Here is a 20,060-nt window from a genome sequence, read left to right as displayed (position 1 = left end):
ACTTCCCTTTGATTCTTTAAAATTACAGCTCTAAAAAGTTCTGGATAAGCTTTGAGCCAGCTTTTGATGAACGTTCTGGGTGAAATTGCACCCCGTAGTAGTTGCCACTCTGAACGGCTGCTGTAAATGGTTTGCCATATTCACATTGAGCAATGGTGTAGTCACCAACGGGCATACCGAAGCTGTGTACGAAGTAGAAGTACTCGCCCTCTTCAATGTCTTTAAACAACGGATGTTCAGGCGTCGACTTAACGGTATTCCAACCCATGTGCGGCAAAGGAAGAACACCGGTTTCAAGCAACTTTACTTCGCCTTCACATAGGCCAAGGCATTCGACAAGTTCATTCGCTTTCTGCCCTTTCTCTTGCGACACTTTGCCAAGTAACTGCATACCCAGACAAATGCCAAGCAGCGGTTTTTCTACTTGTTTCACTAGTTCAATTAAATCGCGCTGTTGGAGGTTTTTCATCGCCTCACTGGCAGTGCCTACACCAGGCAAAAATAGCTTATCTGCAGCAAGAACAACATCTGGCTGTTTTGAAATCGTGACGGCATAACCAAGACGCTCGATAGCAAACTTTACTGAAGAGACATTGGCGCAACCCGTATCAATAATCACTACTTTTTGATCAGTCATAACCTGCCCTTCCTAGAGTACGCCTTTACTACTTGGTAGTTCGTTGCCTTCTACTTTAATCGCTTGGCGTAATGTACGACCAAACGCTTTAAAAAGAGACTCAATGATGTGGTGATCATTATCGCCAGCAGAAGATAGGTGTAGCGTACACGCTAAGGTATCTGTCAGTGAGCGGAAGAAGTGAACGACCATCTCTGTCGACAAGTCACCAACTTGCTCACGGCTGAACTCTGCATCAAATTTAAGGTAAGGACGACCTGAAAGATCCAGCGCACACTGAGCTAAACACTCATCCATTGGCAAGCTAAAACCAAAACGACCGATTCCACGTTTATCACCGAGTGCATCTTTCAGTGCTTGGCCAAGTGCCAACGCGGTGTCTTCAATGGTGTGGTGGTCATCGATGTGCAGATCGCCTTCGACGTTACATACCATCTGGAAGCCACCGTGTGTCGCAATTTGATCTAGCATGTGGTCAAAGAAACCAAGTCCTGTTGAGATTTGATTGCCGCCCTGCTCATCTAGGTTAACTTTGACTTTGATATCCGTTTCTTTAGTGGTGCGAACTACCTCAGCAACGCGCGCTTTTACCGTGAGATCTTTTAGGATTTGTTTCCACCCCATGGTTTCAGGGTTGTATTGAATCCCTTGAATCGCCATATTTTCAGCAAGCTGAAGATCAGTTGCTCGGTCGCCAATGACCACTGAGTTTTGGAAATCGACTTTGCCACCTTGCAGATACTCTTTAACCATACCTAGCTTGGGTTTACGGCATGAACAGTTATCTTCTTCAAAATGAGGACAGATAAGCACATCATCAAATTTGACCCCTTGCGACTCAAAGATCTCCATCATCATGTTGTGTGGCGCATCAAATTCGTCTTGCGGGTAGCTATCAGTACCTAGACCATCTTGGTTGGTCACCATCACTAGACGGTAGCCAGCATCTTGCAGTGATAGCAAACTTGGAATTACGAACGGCTCTAGTTTTAGCTTATCTAAGCGGTCCACTTGAAAATCAACCGGCGGCTCAACAATAAGGGTGCCATCTCGGTCAATAAATAGGGTTTTTTGTTGCTTGCTCACACGAACTTCCTTATTTCTAAAATTGGATGGCTCTTGCAAAGGACAGGAGCCAATAAATCGTTAGTTGTAATAATTTCGAATAAAGCCAAGTGTTTTTTCACACTCATCTCGGCTACCAATGCTGATGCGAACACAATTGTCGATTGGCGAGTTACGCAGAATGATTCCACTGTCCCAAGCCGCTTTAAATACTGCGTCACCGTCTGGGAATTTAACCAACAGGTAGTTACCCCAACCTTCAAATATTTCAAGGCCTGTAATCATCGACAAACCGACTTGGAGATAAGCACGATTGGCATTAAGGTCTAGCACTTGGTATTTAGCTCGAGCTAAGCCTGCTTCTGACAAGGCTTGCGTCGCAATCTCAGCCACTGGGATTGGCACTGGATATGGCGCAATCACCTTAAGCAGTACATTGATGAGTTCTTCGTTTGCTAGAGTGAAACCACAACGGAGACCGGCCAAGGCAAATGCTTTTGAAAGCGTACGTAAAATCGCTAGATTTGGATACTCTGCTAGCAAGTCAACGGTTGACGCTTCCGGACAAAAATCGATATACGCTTCATCCATCACGACAATCGCTTTGTCTTTAGTCATCTCAAGCAGAGAGACAATGTCTTCACGCTTAACTAAGTTACCCGTTGGGTTGTTTGGGCTACAAACAAAGACGAGCTTCACGCCATCTAGGTTTTGCTCGATACCCTCAAGGTCAAGCTGCCAATCTGCGGTTAAAGGGACTGTCTTACGCTCTACACCAATGGTTTCTGCACTGATTGAGTACATCCCGTAAGTCGGTGGGCAATACAGAATCGCATCTTCACCCGGCTCACAAAATGCACGGATAAGCAGTTCAATACCTTCATCGGCACCACGTGAAGTTAGCGTTTGTTCTGGTTTTACACCTGCGTATGCTGCGTATGCTTCAATTAACTCTTTTGGCTGACACTCGCTGTAACGATTCAAACGCGAAAAGTCGGTTTTATACTCATTGTCGAATGGAGATTCATTGGCATTCAACCAAACATCACCCGTGCCACCGATACGTCTTGCTGAAAGATAAGGCGTTAAATTTTGAACTTGTTTACGTGCTAGCTTTTCCATCTCAAACTTCCTTATGCTTTCGACGCTAACTTTTCAACGCGAATTGTCACTGCGCGTTTGTGTGCATCTAAACCTTCAGCTTCAGCCATAGTCACAACCGTTGGCGCTAGAATCTTCAGACCTTCAGCACTCAACTCTTGCACTGTCATGCGCTTCGAAAAATCAGCAAGACCAAGGCTTGAGTAAGTACGCGTATAACCGTAAGTCGGCAGTACGTGGTTCGTACCTGACGCATAATCGCCTGCAGATTCTGGAGACCAATCGCCTAAGAAGATTGAACCTGCGTTATCTAACAAAGGTAATAGCTCACGTGGGTTCTTGGTCTGCACAATCAAGTGCTCTGGACCGTAGTAATTCGAGATAGACACCGCTTGTGTCAGTGATTCAGAAATAATGATTAAGCTTGACGCGAGCGCTTTCTCGGCGATATCAGCACGCGAAAGCTCTTTCAGCTGACGTTGAACCGCATCGGTAACCTGATCGGCAATCACTGGAGAAGGTGTTACCAGTACCACTTGTGAATCTGGGCCGTGTTCCGCTTGGCTAAGTAGGTCAGCCGCAATAAAGTCCGCATCGGCTGTATCATCAGCCAGAACAAGAACTTCTGAAGGGCCCGCTGGCATATCAATCGCTGCACCGCGGAAATCATTGCTCACTTGACGCTTCGCTTCGGTCACATAAGCGTTACCCGGACCAAAGATCTTATCGACCTTAGAGACAGACTCTGTCCCGTAGGCCATTGCAGCCACCGCTTGGCCACCACCTATATTGTACACTTCATCAATGCCACACAGTTTTGCGACATAAAGGATTTCATCGGCGATCGGCGGCGGCGAACACAATACAACCTTGCGACAGCCTGCAATTTTAGCTGGAACGCCTAGCATCAATACCGTCGACGGAAGCGGCGCACTGCCACCAGGAATGTATAAACCTACTTTTTGAATTGGGCGGGTCACTTGCTCACACACTACACCCGGCTGCGTTTCGACCTTAATTGGCTGCGGTTTTTGCGCCTTGTGAAACTTAGCGATGTTGGCATAAGCTTGCTCTAACGCTTGCTTCATCTTGTCTGATAAGCGGTCGCATGCCTCATCGACTTCTTGCCCTGATACGCGAATAGACGCAGGTTTTACACCATCAAATTTTTCAGTTAACTCTTGAAGGGCCGCATCGCCTTCGTTACGTACTTTAGCGATAACTTCAGAAACCGCCGCGGTAATGTTTGCGCCTTCTGTGATCGCTGGACGTTCAAGAATCGAATCTTGCTGCGTCTCACTTAATGATTGCCAAACGACTGTTCTCATCGCGACTACCCCATCATTTTTTCGATTGGAAGAACCAGAATTGAACTTGCACCGAGCTCTTTAAGCTGTTCCATTGTCTCCCAGAACAAGTTTTCAGTACTCACTAGGTGTACCGCAACTTTGTCTTTATCTGATGACAGCGGCAGTACTGTTGGGTCTTCGGCACCTGGCAGCAGTGACTTAATTTGCTCTAGTTTATCTGTTGGAGCGTGCAGCATGATGTACTTAGATTCTTTCGCTTGCTGGACCCCTTGCATACGAGTCAGTAGCTTCTCGATTAGCGCCGTTTTATCGGCATCAAACTCACCGGTACGTTGAATAAGCGTCGCTTTCGATTTGAAGATGATTTCCGCTTCTTTCAGCCCATTAGCTTCAAGCGTTGCACCTGTTGAAACAAGATCGGCAATCGCATCAGCAAGACCGGCACGCGGCGCAACTTCTACAGAGCCGGTTAGCATACACGTCGAGAATGGCACACCTTGCTCATCCATATACGCTTTCAGTAGCTGTGGGTAAGTTGTTGCAATGCGCTTACCAGCAAGATCTTGCGGACCGTTGTACTGCTCATCTTTATCAAGCGCGATTGAAAGACGACAACCACCAAAGTCTAAACGGCGCAATTGAACAAAGTCGCATGGCTCGCCTAACGCTTTGCGGTCCAAGCGTACTTCTTCCAGTTCGTTTTCACCGATGAAGCCGAGGTCAACCACGCCATCCATAATTAAACCTGGAATATCGTCATCACGAACAAGCAGAAGGTCGATTGGCATATTTAGTGAGTGCACTACCAGACGCTCACCCATGATATTGAATTTCACGCCGCACTTTTTAAGTAGAGTTTGACACTCTTTGCTTAGGCGACCTTTCTTTTGAATTGCGATTCTTAGGCGTTGTGTTTGCATTGCTGTATCCCTGTGCAAGATTTTGTAATTCGTAAACTTTTTAAAAACTGTAAAACTAAAAAACCCTCGGAAGAGTGTATCTCCCGAGGGTTCTAAATCTTGTAGTTTGCGATTTTAGCCTCCGGGAGTTTCCTGTCTCCCGGGTATGCGTGCATCTCCCGAAAGACTAGACTGGGTGATGGTGGTGATGAATATTCATGACTAATTTACGCATACTTAATAAGCTCTTCTGTTTCGCTTTGTTGATATCCACACTAACCAAGCTGTAAACATTTTTCAACCATTTATTTAAACTTTTTTCATTTTGTCATATACAAATAAAAAGGGAGCCGAGGCTCCCTTTAACATGACTATTTATATGCTGTCATTATGCGTTCTGACAGCTCGCCATTTTTGACTTTGATAGTACTGAAAGCAGCACACAGACCGCAATAAAGGCAGCGGTTGATGCCGCTAATGACATACCGATTGATGCCGTCATACCCAACGTAATGAAACCGATACAAGAAACGGCAGCCACAGAAAGCGCGTAAGGTAACTGCGTCGATACGTGATCAATGTGGTTACAACGTGCACCCGTTGAAGAGAGGATCGTTGTGTCTGAAATTGGTGAGCAGTGGTCACCAAATACTGAACCAGCTAGAACCGCACTCAACATAGGTAACATCAGCGCTAAATCTGTCGCTCCTGCCATGTCACCGGCGATTGGCAACATGATACCGAACGTACCCCATGAAGTACCCGTTGAGAACGCCATAAGACCAGACAATAGGAACAAGATAACAGGAAGCCAATGTGGGTTGATGTTGCCTTGAGCAAGTGTCGATAGGTATTTACCTGTGTTCATATCACCGATAACAGAACCAATCGTCCAAGCAAAGACTAAGATCAAGATTGCGCCAAACATCGACTTTGCGCCAATCCAAAGGGTACGCGTAATCTCTGTTGCGGCAATACCTTGCTTAAGCACAGTAAACAGTGCGAAAGCTAAACCAACAAGGCCACCGTAGATTAACGATGTACCTACATCGGTATTCTCAAACGCCCCTAGCATATTAAATTCAATGCCGTCAGCAGCCAGAGCTTGACCACCGGTGTACATCATAGAAGCAATTGTCGCGATGATTAGGAATACGATAGGTAAAATAAGATCAGATACCTTACCGCCTTCGCTTTCTTGAATATCAAGCTCTTCATTTAGCTCATGGGCTTCTTCTGAGTCATCAGCTTGCTCTTTGGCAAACCCATGACCACGCGATGCCGCGATTTCATGCTCGCGCATTTTACCAATGTCTAGACCGAACCATGCGACAGCAAAAACCATTAGCAATGCAAAGATAGCGTAGAAGTTCATTGGAATAAGACGAACGTAAGCACCTAGAGCTGAATACTCAGTGATGCCATGAGAAACTAAGATGCCACCAATAATCGTCATGATGTATGCCCCCCAGCTTGAAGCCGGCATGATCACACACATAGGTGCAGCAGTAGAATCTAGGATGTAAGCCAGCTTAGCACGTGAGACATAAAAACGGTCAGTAACAGGGCGTGAGATCGCACCTACTGCAAGGCTATTAAAATAATCATCGACAAAGATGAACACGCCGAGAAAAGCAGCCAGAAGTTTAGAACCTCGCTTGCTCTTAACTCGTGTTTGGGCCCACTCAGCGAATGCACGTGTACCACCTGATAGTGTCAGCAGCGCGGTCATCATACCAAGTAGTAATAGGAAGCCAACAATACTCATATTCCAAGTGTTGATGCCGCCATCTTCAACAAATACGCTCGATACCGTTGAAGCGACGTAGCCAAGAGCGCTACCGAATGAGTAGTCATTCAATAAAATAGCGCCAAGAACAATACCAACACCCAGTGAAACAAGTACACGGCGTGTAAGGATAGCAAGACTCAAAGCCACAATCGGCGGCAATAGAGACAAAGGAGATGATGCAAAATCAATTAAATTCATGATCTTCAAAAACCAGTAATAAATGGTTAGAGATCTACTGCAGACTCATTGAAGGAACTCATTTCCTAACAAATAAGCGAAAAGAAGCGACGGGAAAGCGATTGCTTATCCCAGCCCTACAGTAGCGCTCCATAGTTTTACAAAATTATAGACTATGGCAGTGTTACCCCTTTCGAGTGTAACCCCAGCGAACGCCTTTGATATGAACATTCACTTCGGCGAAATACCCTTTCCTGCTTACTCATTGGCATCACCCCAGTAAACATTACTTATTTATTCCGCGCCTCTACCGCGAGCGATGGAATTTTAAACTATTGCAAAATCATTTTAACAACAATTTAACCAACACTACGCATTAGGTTCCGCCCATTGTACTTATCTCGGTTACCATTTCAACATATCATTCCATTTTTATTGTTAAAGTTATTGCTAGTCACTCATGCTTAAGCTTCCACTACCAATGAATAGTCATCCTAGTGCTTAAAAAGAATGTATTGCTACTCGGCCTTCCACATCGAATATCATTCCATATAATGATATCAATACCTGCTTTACTAGGTCTGTACAAAGTATGCCACTCACCACAACTTATTGAAGTAACAATAACCGTACAAAGCATATTGTTAGCCATATAAGTTAAGAGCATTTAATAAATATTGATCACGATTTATATGAAACTAAAGTAACAAAGTGCAACTAAAACGCCCCGCTCGGCTCTTAAATAAAAATTCTATTTAAATTACTGTGTCCAAATATTTAAACAGTTAGAAAATAGTTTATTTAATTCTATTTCTTAGATTGTATTATTTTATTCTAGCGTTTATTATTCCTATATCGGCAACTTATATATGAAGAGATGAATAAATGTCGGAACTAACAAAGACACTATTAAACATTCGTAGTCTACGTGCATTTTCACGTGAACTAACTTTAGAGCAACTAGAAGAAGCTTTAGATAAACTAACTACTGTAGTTAGTGAGCGTAAAGAATCTGAAGAAGCAGACCGCGCTGCAGCAGCAGAGCAAGAAGCTAAGCTTGCTGCAATCGCAGAGCAGATTTCTAAAGATGGTATCGATGTTGAAGCATTGATTTCAGCTTTATCTGGCGAATCAAAAGCTAAGACAAAATCTAAACGTGCTCCTCGCCCAGCAAAATACAAATATGTAGATGCAGCTGGCGATGAAAAAACTTGGACAGGTCAAGGTCGTACGCCTTCATCAATCCAAGAACAGTTAGATGCGGGTAAATCTCTAGAAGATTTCCTAATCTAATCGTAATAATCAGTATTGATAATAAAAGCGCCTATATGGCGCTTTTTTATTACCTATAAACTCAGAAAAGCCCCACAAAAGTGAGGCTTTAATTAATGTGACGTTATTGAATTAACGTTCCCAGTACGCTTCTTCTAAGCTATCTTCTCGCTCAGGCAATCCGCGAGATAAACGCGGTGAGTGCTGTACCAATACTTCATAACTTGCTCGGTTTGAGTATTTACATACCTGAGAGAAAGAAGAATAAGTTAGGTAAGTGTGAGCATGCTTGCTTGAATTCGGCACATTCTCTCTATGATATTTATTTGCTGCCATATCATGTAGTAGCGCTGACAACGCCGCATCTCCGGCACCATTAGTGTTTTTAATCTTCTCTGGTCCGCCCATATAAGGCGCAATATGTGAATAGACCTTAATTGGGTTATCACACAACTCTTTAGAAGCCGGACGACTAAATTCATATCGGTTGAATTCGGCAATACTACCAGGCAGTAATGGTAGAGAGGTTTCGCGCTTCGCTGACTCTTCTGTGTAACCCGCCATAAATAAGCCAACAGGCCCTGCGGTACATAGAACGAGATCAACCCACTCAAGTGCCTTATCTGACGCGGCAAGTGGCTCTGACTCACCAGTTAGCGCTTCCGCTTCATCTTCGTTCATCGCAACAACAGAAACGTGGTCACGTAAAAAATCCTGCCAGAACTTAGGATCGTCCTGAATCACGAACTTAGTGCCTAAAGTCAGAACAACAGGTACATCATGCTTCTTCGCGTATTCAATCGCTTTCATCGTCGCTTCTGGCATTGGGTCGCCTTCTTTACAACGAACCAAGTAAGCGGTTAATACCAACGCTGATGCATTCTTGAAAATCTTCTCTGGGATACTTTCTGGCTTCAGTTGGTTCATTTGACCTTCACTGATAGCAAAAGTACGTTCACCATCTTCAGTAATCAACGCAAAACAACGACCAATCGCCCCTTCTACGCCTTGAAGATGGTTAAGGTCCATACGGCTAGACGTATTACATAGATAACGATAGCCATAGCTACCAATTTTAATGTCTTGGCTCATTACACCCAGTAGTGTCGAGCGATCATCTGCTAGCACCGAGTAGTTATGAAGTGTATTACCGATCGTACCACCAGCATATTCGTTGGTGATCAACGCACTCTCTTTTAATTCGTTGTAAAGCGCTTCCGCTGTTTGGTCGTCAATTACTAAAGAGTGTCCCTTACTCAGATTGTATTTTTCGATCAGTTCACTGCTTACCTTCGCTTCAATATCAACCAAAGTCTGATCGATACCGATAATATGCGTACGTGACATTTTTTTGCTTTCTTGCGATTGGCTTACAAGCGGATCGCGGGCATGAACCGGAAAATAATGCTTAGATTTACGTTGACCAGGAAATTTCATAACTGTTTTTCTGCCGTAAAGGATTCTGAATAAGGGATGAAAAGAAGCCGGATTCTACCTTGCGGACGGGGGTGCGGCAATAAGCGCAAGTATAGCAAACGTTTGCAAGACTAATAATTTTACTGGCGACTTAAGGTGTAATAAATAAGAGGGGAAAATATTCGTGAGCGAGTCCCATTACCCACTCACGAACTAAGGGTTATTCGCCTTCCATAAAGCCAAGGTCTGGTAACGAATCTAAATTCTCAGAATAACGTTTTAAGTCAAACTCATTGCCATTTTTCATCACATCAAAGATTTCAATCGCCACAGCGCAAGCCATCATCGCTACTGCATCTTCACGTGGCGTACCTGTCATCATCAGGCGCATTAGTGTTTCTTTGGTTTTCATTGGATTACCATCAGCAAGTTGGTTTTCGATCACTTCAACTAACTGCTCTTCACCCATCATCTGATTTTCATCAGTCATATTATTTTCTCGTAGTGACTTGAATTCCGCGTACTATGCCATATATAGGCACTCTATACTTGTAAAACCGCAGATATAGTGAAAATAGCAAGTGTGATTTCCGTCTCGGATCTGTCCCACTGCAACGCTTTCTGATAAAATCTGCGTCCAGTTAATTTAAGTGGTGTTTAGTAATGTCTGACAACTGTACTGATAACAGTCAAAAGAAAGTCATCGTTGGCATGTCCGGCGGTGTTGATTCATCGGTTTCTGCTTACCTTCTCAAGCAACAGGGCTACCAAGTAGAAGGCCTGTTCATGAAGAACTGGGAAGAAGATGACAATGAAGAGTACTGTACAGCAGCTGAAGATCTTGCCGACGCGCAAGCCGTGTGCGACAAGCTAGGCATTCACCTACATACAATTAACTTTGCTGCAGAGTACTGGGATAACGTATTTGAATACTTCCTTGCGGAGTACAAAGCGGGCCGTACACCTAACCCAGATATCCTTTGCAACAAAGAGATTAAATTCAAAGCTTTCCTAGAGTTTGCTGATGAAGTTTTAGACGCAGACTATATTGCGATGGGCCACTATGTACGTCGTACCTTCCCTACTGCTGAAGAGCTAGCTGCTGGTGAAAAACCTAAGATGTTACGTGGCCTTGATGGCAACAAAGATCAAAGCTACTTCTTATATACACTAAGTAGTGATCAAGTGGCGCGCAGCCTATTCCCAGTTGGTGAGTTAGAAAAACCAGAAGTACGTCGTATCGCTGAAGAACAAGATCTGATCACAGCAAAGAAAAAAGACTCGACCGGTATCTGTTTTATCGGTGAGCGTAAGTTTACTGACTTCCTAGGTCGTTACCTACCTGCGCAACCAGGCAATATTGAAACACCGGAAGGCAAAGTAATCGGTCAACACAACGGCCTGATGTACCATACACTAGGCCAGCGTAAAGGTTTGCACATTGGTGGCCAAAAAGGTGGCGGTGGTAACGAAGATCCGTGGTTCGTTGGTGACAAAGATCTTAAACGCAATGTTCTGATTGCGGTTCAAGGTAAAGACCACCCAATGCTGAAATCTCAAGGCCTTATCGCCTCTCAACTACACTGGGTAGATCGTGACGCGATTAAAGAACCGTTACAATGCACTGTAAAAACTCGCTACCGTCAAACTGATATCCCATGTACTATCATCCCTATTGATGATGAGAACATCAAAGTGATCTTTGACGAACCGCAAGTCGCTGTTACGCCAGGACAATCTGCTGTTTTCTATAAAGATGAAGTCTGCCTTGGTGGCGGCATCATCGAAGAGCGTATCTAATTTAATCGTAACTATCAGGAGTAGAATTACGTGGCTAACACACTTTACGACCGCACTATTGCATTTGCTGGAATTTGCCAAGCCGTCGCTTTGGTTCAACAAGTCGCTAAAAACGGTCACTGTGACTCTGACGCGTTTGAAACTTCTTTAAAAGCGATTCTAAACACCAACCCAAGCAACACAGTTGGTGTTTATGGTCGTGAAGTCGATTTGAAGCTTGGACTAGAATGCCTAGTTAAAGGTATTGATAGTACGCCGACTGGTAGCGAGATCACTCGTTACATTATTAGCTTGATGGCACTTGAGCGTAAGTTACAGACCCGTAATGACGCGATGTCACAGCTCGGTGACCGCATTCAAATGTTAGATCGTCAGCTTGAGCACTTTGAGCTACTTGACGAGCAAATGCTTAGCAACTTAGCAAGCGTATATTTGGATGTCATCAGTCCTGTCGGCCCACGCATTCAAGTTACTGGTACGCCAGCTGTGCTTCAACAGACTTCGAATCAACATAAAGTTCGTGCTCTGCTGCTCTCAGGCATCCGTAGCGCTGTATTATGGCGTCAAGTTGGTGGTAAACGCCGCCACCTGATTTTCGGCCGTAAGAAGATGGTCGAACAAGCTCAGATTCTACTCGCTAGAATGTCATAATCTCTACAAGCTCGCACATGGATGCGAGCTTGTTATTTATGCCAGTACAACACTTTTCTTATACCAGCACATTACTCACGCAAACGTTTGCGCAATATTCGTGACAAATGCTTCAGATACTGGTATAAAGCTCTCAAAATTTCGAAACTCAATTTTTTCAGGAGAACATCATGGAACTGTCAGCATTGACTGCTGTTTCACCAGTAGACGGTCGTTACGGAAGTAAAACTATTGCACTTCGCAGCATCTTTAGTGAGTTTGGTCTACTAAAGTACCGCTCTATCGTTGAAATTCGTTGGTTACAAAAGCTTGCAGCTACAGATGCAATCAAAGAAGTTCCTGCATTCAGCGCAGAAGCAAACGCCTTCTTAGATGAGCTAGCAGCAAACTTCTCTGAAGAAGACGCAGCTCGTATCAAAGAGATCGAACGCACAACTAACCACGACGTTAAGGCGGTTGAGTACTTCCTTAAAGAGAAAGTCGCTGCTGTTCCTGAACTGCACGCTGTTAATGAGTTCATCCACTTTGCATGTACTTCAGAAGACATCAACAACACTTCTCACGCACTAATGCTTAAAGAAGCTCGTGACGAAGTTATTCTTCCTGAAATTCAAAATATCATCGACGCAATCAAAGCGCTTGCTGTTGAATACCGCGACATTCCACTGCTTTCTCGTACCCACGGTCAGCCAGCTTCCCCATCAACAATGGGTAAAGAGATGGCAAACGTTGCGTACCGCATGGAGCGTCAATACAAGCAAATTGCTAACGTTGAGATCTTAGGTAAGGTTAACGGCGCAGTAGGTAACTACAACGCTCACCTTTCTGCTTATCCTGAAGTAGATTGGCACCAGTTCTCTGAAGAGTTTATTACTGAGTCTCTAGGCGTAACTTGGAACCCGTACACAACTCAGATTGAGCCGCACGATTACATCGCTGAGCTATTCGACGCAGTTGCACGTTTCAATACTATCCTAATCGACTTCGATCGTGACGTTTGGGGTTACATCGCACTAGGTCACTTCAAACAGAAGACTGTTGCAGGTGAAATCGGTTCATCAACAATGCCGCACAAAGTTAACCCAATCGACTTTGAAAACTCTGAAGGTAACCTAGGCCTAGCTAACGCAGTATTCGGCCACCTAGCGCAAAAGCTACCTATCTCTCGCTGGCAGCGTGACCTAACTGACTCTACGGTTCTACGTAACCTAGGTGTTGGTGTTGGCTACGCAATCATTGCTTACACGTCTACGTTGAAAGGTATCAGCAAACTTGAAGTTAACCGCGAAGCACTACTAGCTGAGCTAGACAAGAACTGGGAAGTACTTGCTGAGCCAGTACAAACAGTGATGCGTCGTTACGGTATCGAGAAGCCATACGAGAAGCTGAAAGAGCTAACTCGTGGTAAGCGAGTTGACGGTGAAGCAATGCGTAGCTTCATCGACGGTCTGGCGCTTCCTGAGCACGAGAAAGCGCGCCTTAAAGAGATGACTCCAGCGAACTACATCGGTCAAGCAATTGAGCTGACTGATAAGCTGTAAGAAGCGCTTAATACAAAAAATTGAAAGGGTTGATGTGAAAGCATCAACCCTTTTTTGTACCGATAGATTGGTATAATGCCCGTCATCCCCGAGAGCGAGGAACGAGAGAGTTGGGGATCTCTCAACGCTTGTCGAAAACTTAAAGAGATTCCTTACTCGCAACTTCGTTGCTCTAAGGAATGACTAGAAGCTGTATGGTTGCGCCCCCAATTAGATTCACTCGCTACTGTTTCTGGAAAAACAGCGTGATCTGCCCTACTTCAACGCCGAATTTTTTAATTTTAGTTAAGTTGAAGACATGCTTTTCATCTTGTCGATACATCCAGTCATCAAAAGAAACAACCACGCTGGAATCATCCATGACTAGCTCGAAGTCGTATTGCCACTGCAGAGCATTGCCCGATTCTTTACCCGTAGCAACACCAATGATGTCATCTGCTCGACCTATGTATTCACCGTTATCTAAGCGCTCGATAACCCAAATTCTCTGAGTGACCTCCCCATCAGCAAACAAGAAGTCTTCAGTTAGTGTTAAGACATTATCTTCAACGCTACCTTTTATGACGACTTCAAACCTTCTCGTCTGTTGCTCAGAATAATCTTGGACCATACCCCATGCTAATGTCTTACCTTCAAAATACTGGAATAAATTGAATTGTGGGGAAACCTCTTTGTAGTCTTCAAGATCGTTTGAGCAACCCGCGACAAACGCAAGCAGTAATACAACGAGAAACTGTTTGACCATTATTGTTCTCCTATAAGATTTTGTCTTAGTTCCGGATATGTGGTGTTAGGCGACAACCAAATGGCCAAGAATGCATCGTTCATTGATTCCTCTTCGACGGTGCCAATACTTTTCATCGAGGCGAGGTCACTGGTATAGAAAAACTCACCTTGGATTCCATCCGTAACGTAAGTGAGGTTATGTCCCTCACTAATATCTGGGAAAATCCCTTCCAATTTAGCCGACCAAGCTTGTGTCGCATTGTCTGTAAACCCTAGCTTCAGCCATTGCTCTTGAGTTGCCTCAAGCAATTGGCGGCGAGAAATATCTCTTTGATAGGTAATAGAAAGCGCTAACGGGTGAGGAGTGATATCTTGACCGACAGCATAATGGCCAGTTGGGGTCAGAAGCTGAGACTGGTAAATATCAAAGAAAAACATGGTAAGCTGAGCCTGCCCCACCTTGTCCCAAGCTCGCCAGTCGCTATTAGAATGCTCATCAAGACTAGAAGCAAAAACACTATTTGCTAGTGCCAAACAGCCCATCATCAGTATTACTCTCATATCCATATACCTTTAGGATTACCGCCATCACAATTACCCATTCAAAAAATAGGATTAGTCCTGTGGCTGATAGCGATAAACCAAAAGAAACCGCACCTAGTTTGCTTCCGGCAACATAGCTAAGTGACCCTGCTATGCCTCCAACTGTTAATACGACTGGCGCAGGGTATTGGTTCAATATTGGATAAAGAAAGTAGGCATACCAGGCGAAAATAGCCCAAAGTGCAGTAAGCCAAAGAGGGATGCCTGCTTGATCAAAGACAAACCAGCCTATAGCGATATTGAAGTAATCAAGTAGCATCCCGATTACTAGGATCGCACCTAACTTTTTCCACTCTAGGCTTTTATTCATCAAACTAAGGAGCAATGTGGTTATCACTAACGCCAACGTTAAATACTGCCATTGCTCCCTTCCTATAACGGCCAAAAACCATAGTAGTTGGAACCATGTCGATATTAGAAGTAAGCGCTTCATTGCTATTGCCTTCATGAGTATCGAATCTATGGACGTTGGAATGTCATGTGTACTGTACTGATCGACTTCGCTTTAAAGCCGCCCTCGCAATAACAAAAGTAGTAATTCCACATTCTAATAAATCTTTCATCGAAGCCTAGTTGTACCACTTGATCGAGGTGACGATTAAATCTGATGTACCAGTGATTCAAGGTTTGAGCATAATCTTCACCTATGTCATAGAGATCTCTCAGTACCAAATCACTGCTATTCGTCGTAACCTGAGTCAATGCAGTGATCGAAGGTAAGAAACCACCCGGGAATATATACTTCTGGATAAAGTCTACGTTGTTTCTGTAGTAGTTGTAACGCTGATCCGCAATGGTAATTGCTTGAATCGCCATTAGCCCACCAGGCTTTAACAAAGATTGGCATTTCTGAATATAGGAAGTTAAAAACTGCTTACCAACCGCTTCTATCATCTCGATTGACACTAGCTTGTCGAACTGCCCCTTAAGGTTGCGATAGTCTTCTTTAAGCAGTGTCACTTGCTGAGATAAGCCTTTTTGCTCTATTTTCTGTTTAGCATATTGGTACTGTTGCTGTGAGATAGTGGTCGTTGTAACGCGACATCCATAACGCTCCGCCATATAGATAGCCATCGCTCCCCAACCTGTCCCAACCTCAATAACATGATCGGTTTCAGACAGTTTCAGCTGTTCGCACAAACGTTCCATTTTATTAATTTGTGCCTGTTCAAGCGTATCACTTGTAGAATTGAATAAGCCCGAAGAGTAGAGCATACGGTCATCTAAGAAGGTCTCATAAAGCTCATTACTCAGATCATAATGGGCTTCGATATTTTTCGCCGAATTGCTCACTGTGTTACGATTTAGCCAATGGCTGACTTGGTTCATTAACTTAGACAATAGTGTTGAGCGACTTTCAATCGAGTCTAGTGCCGTTAAGTTTAGAGCCATGAGCTCCATCAACTTAGTCAGATCGGGGCTATCCCACCAACCGTCCATGTAAGCCTCACCCGCAGCAATACTTCCTCCCTTTAATAATCGAGCGTAAAAGGCTGGGTTCTTAATTTCAATCAATGCATTAGGCTGACTGTTATTCGGCTGACCAAAGACTTCTCTCACTCGTTGAGAAGCGTCTTGGTGGAAGGATTCAACAATCGTCAAACTGCCAATCTGCAACTTATACAAGCAAGAGAATGCAATATTACGAGCACTCTTTTGAACTGTCGTCAGCTTGTTGGGTAATGGCAGTGTTTGTGAACTCATCATCTTCTATTCCCTTTATTATTTTTCGATATCAGCACTTGGTTGGTCATTATTGCCACGTTGATATTTGGGGTGAGAATAAAATGGCGCCCCTTTCATCCATAGTTTTAGCGCATGCCAATAAATGCCTATGGTTACTTTTACTGCCATGACTGGCGTAGAGATCAAATGTTTAACTAATACTTTAGAGTTAAACGGATATTTACGCATTTTCAAGGTCGCATCGAACTCTTTAGATTCACGATGACACTCTAAGTGGATAGAAAGCTGCTTAGCTAACGGCTTCAATTTCCACTGATATTGCTGAGCAATGGGGTTGAATGGGGAAACATGAAACTGCTTTTCATGCCGCCACGTCGCTTCATCTTCAGCGTTTAAAGCATAATAGTGGCGTTCGTTCCACGGTGTATTACTCACTTCAGCCAGCAAGTAGCGCCAGTTGCCCTGTTCGTCATAAAGGTAATAGAAGTTGACTGGGCTGAAGTAGATGCCAAGATAGCGCAGGTGAATGACCGCTTCCACACGCCCAGAGATTCGAACACCAGTTAACTCATAGACTTTGTTTTGAACCGCATGTTTTAAGTCCCCTTCACCCAAGTAATCTTCTCGTTTGAATCTTGCCCAGTGCCACCATCGTCGGCCAAACCCAGTTACACGCGTCTCCAAGTCATCCAACTCATCGAGATCTAAGCATGGCATAAACAGTGGGTAGCTCAGTGCATGTTCTATTGGGGTAAAACGACGATGCCTCACATCTCCGACGAGCAAGTGGCTACTCATTAAGCCGCTCCCTTCTCAGTATGGTTGTGGCTCAAAGCATCGATACCTCGCACGACATCACGCGCGCTACGAACTCCATCTTCATGGAAGCCGTTATACCAGTACGCGCCGCAGAACCATGTGTTAGCTACCCCATTGATTTCACTACGTCGTGACTGTGCGGCAATCGATTGACGGTTGAATACTGGATGATTGTATAGAAAGCGTTTAAGTACTTTGTCCGGATCGATTTCGTCGCTACTATTGAGTGAGACACAAAATGTCTTAGGCGACTCTATATGCTGTAAAATATTCATATTGTAAGTTAGGGTTGGCGCTCTTGATTGCTCACTCTCGCTACCATCTAGCCAATAGTTCCAGGACGCCCACGCCGCTTTACGTTTTGGCAGAAGGTTCTCATCCGTGTGTAAAATCACTTCGTTCCCTTGATACGCTAAATCGCCCAACACACTGTTTTCAACGACCGACGAGTCATCCAAAAGTTGCTGCGCTTGGTCACTATGACAAGCAAAAATCACTTGGTCATAACGCTCTGTTTTGCCATTGGACACTAAGGTCACTCCTGCTTGGTCACGCGTGACCGAGTCAACAGGACTACTCAATCGAATGCGATCTTTAAAGCCTTTAATTAACGGCGTTATATATTCTCGAGAGCCACCTTTAATCACGTACCACTGTGGGCGGTTCGTCACATCCAATAGACCATGATTTAGAAAAAAGCGCGCGAAGAAATTGAGCGGAAAAGCACGCATGTCGGACAAGGTTGAGGACCAAATAGCGGCCCCCATCGGTAGGATATAATTATCGCTAAAGTAGTCGCTGAATTTATGCTCATTAAGGAAATCACCAAGCGTTACTTCAGCATGGCTAGGGGTGTTCGCCACCTCTTTGACCATTCTGTTAAAGCGTAAAATTTCAAAGATAAATGAGTAGAACTTTGGATTGAGCCAATTGCGACGCTGAGCGAATAGCGTTGAGATGGTATGGCCGTTGTATTCAAGACCACTGCTGTCATTTCGAACACTGAAGCTCATTTGGCTTGGTCGCCCTTCTACACCAATCTCATCCATCAACGCGATGAAGTTGGGATATGTTCTATCGTTATAAACAATAAAACCGGTGTCGACTGCATAACTTTTCCCATCAACGTCAACATCGACAGTGGCAGTGTGACCACCAATGTAATCGTTCGCTTCAAACAGGGTGATATCATGCTGCTTGTGTAAATAATAGCCGCAAGTTAAACCAGATATACCAGTGCCTATGATTGCTATTTTCATTGTAATTCCCCTATCCTTGAGCGACTAATTTGGAGGTAATGGCGTTTTGCCAACGATAAGGCAACAAGCCAATCAAACGTAAAATGGTGGTGAATTTCCGAGGAAAATAGATATGGGTTTTGCGAGTATTAAGGCCGTCGCGAATCTCTTGTGAAGCTCTTTCTACAGAAATAAGCATTGGCATCTCAAAGGTGTTTTTGTCAGTTAAAGGCGTTTTGACAAAACCTGGATAAATGACAGACACATCTATCTTCTTAGGCTTTAGATCGACTTGTAACGTACGCGCAAGATAACTGACGGCGGCTTTTGATGCGCCGTATGCCTCTGCTCTGGGGAGAGCGACTTCACTGGCAATTGAGCCTACGATACCGATATGATGACCCGCCTCATAATATTGTTGGCTCGCTTGGATAACATTGGATAGACCAATAACGTTGATATCAAATACACGTTTCATCAAACTGGCATCGACTTTCCCTTGTTCCATATATTCACAATCACCCGCATTAAAAATCCATAACTTGGGGATGAAAGGGAGGGATTTAAAAACCTTTTCCGTCTGCTCTACATCGGTCAGGTCGAACATTAAAGGAGTAAGATTAGAATAGCGCGAAGAAAGTTGTTCAAGAATCGTTTGGTTGCGGCCACATGCCAACACATCCACACCCGCAGAGGCATAATCCTTTGCCAATTGCAGACCAATCCCGGAGGTGGCGCCTGTGATCAAGACACCACTCATTGACCTAGCCTCTGCTTGATGGTTCTAATCACCGAACCCAGTAAGGGTAAGTTTTCATACAACATTTCGCCCAAATCAAAGTAGTCGCGGTGATAAATGACTCGCCCTTGACTGAATTTCAAATGGCTAACACCGTTGACATAGATACGCGCACCCTTCGAAAGCTTGGGATGCTCTAAACACATCACCCAAGTCAGAAAACCCGTGTCACCTGATTGTTGATGATGTTGAATCTCAAACTCGCAACGTTTGACATTGGCATACAAAGATTCGAAGTAACTTTCCAATGCAGGCCAACCTTCAAGCCGGTGTGCAGCATCCTCAAATATCACTTCTTGGTGGTAAACATCTGACAGTATGTGTAAGTTTGCTTTATTCAGCTGTTGATACAACTGCCCTACCGTTTGAACATCCATTCAATCTCCCTCAACGCTATTTCAGTAAAAAGCAGTTAGCTACCATCACTGTCAATTCTAATTTTGAAGTGTTGTACGCAGGTAATAAAAGGATAGATCAAAAAAAGGCTTGGTTATAAACCAAGCCTTTTCAACAAAACAGTGAGTTTTC

20 protein-coding genes, 1 riboswitch and 1 other annotated feature are annotated in these 20,060 nt (G+C 44.2%); of the genes, 4 read left to right on the top strand and 16 right to left on the bottom strand.

Features of this window, described 5'->3' with window-relative positions; translation table 11 throughout:
* Nucleotides 1-22 precede the first annotated feature (22 nt).
* The 6 genes from hisH to VIA_RS13195 form a co-directional block, all read right to left on the bottom strand.
* A complete protein-coding gene (gene hisH, locus VIA_RS13220) occupies nucleotides 23-637 on the bottom strand; it encodes an imidazole glycerol phosphate synthase subunit HisH (protein ID WP_004413521.1) in 615 nt (204 codons plus the stop codon).
* A 12-nt stretch (nucleotides 638-649) separates the two neighbouring features.
* Complete coding sequence (gene hisB / locus VIA_RS13215) at nucleotides 650-1,723, bottom strand: bifunctional histidinol-phosphatase/imidazoleglycerol-phosphate dehydratase HisB (RefSeq protein ID WP_004413520.1); 1,074 nt, start codon at nucleotides 1,721-1,723, stop codon at nucleotides 650-652.
* A gap of 60 nt (nucleotides 1,724-1,783) precedes the next feature.
* On the bottom strand, nucleotides 1,784-2,824 hold the full coding sequence (gene hisC / locus VIA_RS13210) for a histidinol-phosphate transaminase (RefSeq protein ID WP_004413519.1): 1,041 nt from the start codon (nucleotides 2,822-2,824) through the stop codon (nucleotides 1,784-1,786).
* Between the two features lie 11 nt (nucleotides 2,825-2,835).
* A complete protein-coding gene (hisD, locus tag VIA_RS13205) occupies nucleotides 2,836-4,131 on the bottom strand; it encodes a histidinol dehydrogenase (protein ID WP_004413518.1) in 1,296 nt (431 codons plus the stop codon).
* 5 nt (nucleotides 4,132-4,136) lie between these two features.
* The gene (hisG, locus tag VIA_RS13200; RefSeq protein WP_004413517.1) at nucleotides 4,137-5,033 is read right to left on the bottom strand and encodes an ATP phosphoribosyltransferase; all 897 of its coding nucleotides are present in this window, start codon (nucleotides 5,031-5,033) and stop codon (nucleotides 4,137-4,139) included.
* A 54-nt stretch (nucleotides 5,034-5,087) separates the two neighbouring features.
* Nucleotides 5,088-5,224 (bottom strand) — a sequence feature (His leader region).
* Nucleotides 5,225-5,400: 176 nt separating this feature from the next.
* A complete protein-coding gene (locus VIA_RS13195; protein WP_004413515.1) occupies nucleotides 5,401-7,002 on the bottom strand; it encodes a Na+/H+ antiporter NhaC family protein in 1,602 nt (533 codons plus the stop codon).
* Between the two features lie 114 nt (nucleotides 7,003-7,116).
* Nucleotides 7,117-7,299: riboswitch (Lysine riboswitch) on the bottom strand.
* A 567-nt stretch (nucleotides 7,300-7,866) separates the two neighbouring features.
* On the opposite strand from VIA_RS13195, the gene VIA_RS13190 reads away from it, so the two are divergent.
* The gene (locus VIA_RS13190; protein ID WP_004413514.1) at nucleotides 7,867-8,274 is read left to right on the top strand and encodes an H-NS family histone-like protein; all 408 of its coding nucleotides are present in this window, start codon (nucleotides 7,867-7,869) and stop codon (nucleotides 8,272-8,274) included.
* 111 nt (nucleotides 8,275-8,385) lie between these two features.
* On the opposite strand, the gene VIA_RS13185 is transcribed toward VIA_RS13190, so the two are convergent.
* The gene (locus VIA_RS13185) at nucleotides 8,386-9,690 is read right to left on the bottom strand and encodes an inosine/guanosine kinase (RefSeq protein ID WP_004413513.1); all 1,305 of its coding nucleotides are present in this window, start codon (nucleotides 9,688-9,690) and stop codon (nucleotides 8,386-8,388) included.
* Between the two features lie 199 nt (nucleotides 9,691-9,889).
* Nucleotides 9,890-10,159 (bottom strand): hypothetical protein, encoded by a 270-nt coding sequence (locus VIA_RS13180; RefSeq protein WP_004413512.1) that lies wholly within the window; start codon nucleotides 10,157-10,159, stop codon nucleotides 9,890-9,892.
* 173 nt (nucleotides 10,160-10,332) lie between these two features.
* Here VIA_RS13180 and mnmA point away from each other — a divergent pair, with 173 nt between their 5' ends.
* The 3 genes from mnmA (at nucleotide 10,333) to purB (ending at nucleotide 13,661) form a co-directional block, all read left to right on the top strand.
* Nucleotides 10,333-11,469, top strand: a complete 1,137-nt coding sequence (gene mnmA, locus VIA_RS13175; protein WP_004413511.1) for a tRNA 2-thiouridine(34) synthase MnmA — start codon at nucleotides 10,333-10,335, stop codon at nucleotides 11,467-11,469.
* Between the two features lie 30 nt (nucleotides 11,470-11,499).
* Nucleotides 11,500-12,120: a high frequency lysogenization protein HflD gene (gene hflD / locus VIA_RS13170; protein WP_004413510.1), complete on the top strand. Its 621-nt coding sequence runs from the start codon at nucleotides 11,500-11,502 to the stop codon at nucleotides 12,118-12,120.
* Nucleotides 12,121-12,290: 170 nt separating this feature from the next.
* Nucleotides 12,291-13,661 (top strand): adenylosuccinate lyase, encoded by a 1,371-nt coding sequence (gene purB, locus VIA_RS13165; RefSeq protein ID WP_004413509.1) that lies wholly within the window; start codon nucleotides 12,291-12,293, stop codon nucleotides 13,659-13,661.
* Nucleotides 13,662-13,884: 223 nt separating this feature from the next.
* On the opposite strand, the gene VIA_RS13160 is transcribed toward purB, so the two are convergent.
* Genes VIA_RS13160 through VIA_RS13125 form a run of 8 tightly spaced genes read right to left on the bottom strand, consistent with a single transcriptional unit; the run spans nucleotide 13,885 to nucleotide 19,909 of the window.
* Complete coding sequence (locus VIA_RS13160) at nucleotides 13,885-14,406, bottom strand: DUF3833 domain-containing protein (protein WP_004413508.1); 522 nt, start codon at nucleotides 14,404-14,406, stop codon at nucleotides 13,885-13,887.
* Nucleotides 14,406-14,948 carry a chalcone isomerase family protein gene (locus VIA_RS13155; protein ID WP_038210801.1) on the bottom strand — a complete coding sequence of 181 codons (543 nt, stop codon included), beginning with the start codon at nucleotides 14,946-14,948 and terminating at the stop codon, nucleotides 14,406-14,408. The genes VIA_RS13160 and VIA_RS13155 overlap by 1 nt, the downstream gene beginning before the upstream one ends.
* Entirely contained in the window at nucleotides 14,905-15,423 is a 519-nt protein-coding gene (locus tag VIA_RS13150) for a DUF2878 domain-containing protein (RefSeq protein WP_038210820.1), read from the bottom strand. The genes VIA_RS13155 and VIA_RS13150 overlap by 44 nt, the downstream gene beginning before the upstream one ends.
* Before the next feature lie 26 nt (nucleotides 15,424-15,449).
* On the bottom strand, nucleotides 15,450-16,697 hold the full coding sequence (locus VIA_RS13145) for an SAM-dependent methyltransferase (protein ID WP_004413506.1): 1,248 nt from the start codon (nucleotides 16,695-16,697) through the stop codon (nucleotides 15,450-15,452).
* A 15-nt stretch (nucleotides 16,698-16,712) separates the two neighbouring features.
* Nucleotides 16,713-17,474 (bottom strand): DUF1365 domain-containing protein, encoded by a 762-nt coding sequence (locus tag VIA_RS13140; RefSeq protein WP_004413505.1) that lies wholly within the window; start codon nucleotides 17,472-17,474, stop codon nucleotides 16,713-16,715.
* Entirely contained in the window at nucleotides 17,474-18,754 is a 1,281-nt protein-coding gene (locus VIA_RS13135) for an NAD(P)/FAD-dependent oxidoreductase (protein ID WP_004413504.1), read from the bottom strand. The genes VIA_RS13140 and VIA_RS13135 overlap by 1 nt, the downstream gene beginning before the upstream one ends.
* Before the next feature lie 10 nt (nucleotides 18,755-18,764).
* Nucleotides 18,765-19,493 (bottom strand): SDR family NAD(P)-dependent oxidoreductase, encoded by a 729-nt coding sequence (locus VIA_RS13130; RefSeq protein WP_004413503.1) that lies wholly within the window; start codon nucleotides 19,491-19,493, stop codon nucleotides 18,765-18,767.
* On the bottom strand, nucleotides 19,490-19,909 hold the full coding sequence (locus VIA_RS13125; RefSeq protein ID WP_004413502.1) for a nuclear transport factor 2 family protein: 420 nt from the start codon (nucleotides 19,907-19,909) through the stop codon (nucleotides 19,490-19,492). Before VIA_RS13125 ends, VIA_RS13130 begins: the two co-directional genes overlap by 4 nt.
* Nucleotides 19,910-20,060 lie beyond the last annotated feature (151 nt).

This window comes from Vibrio orientalis CIP 102891 = ATCC 33934, assembly GCF_000176235.1.
Taxonomy (GTDB): Bacteria; Pseudomonadota; Gammaproteobacteria; order Enterobacterales; family Vibrionaceae; genus Vibrio; species Vibrio orientalis.
This window is presented reverse-complemented; position numbering and strand designations above follow the sequence as displayed.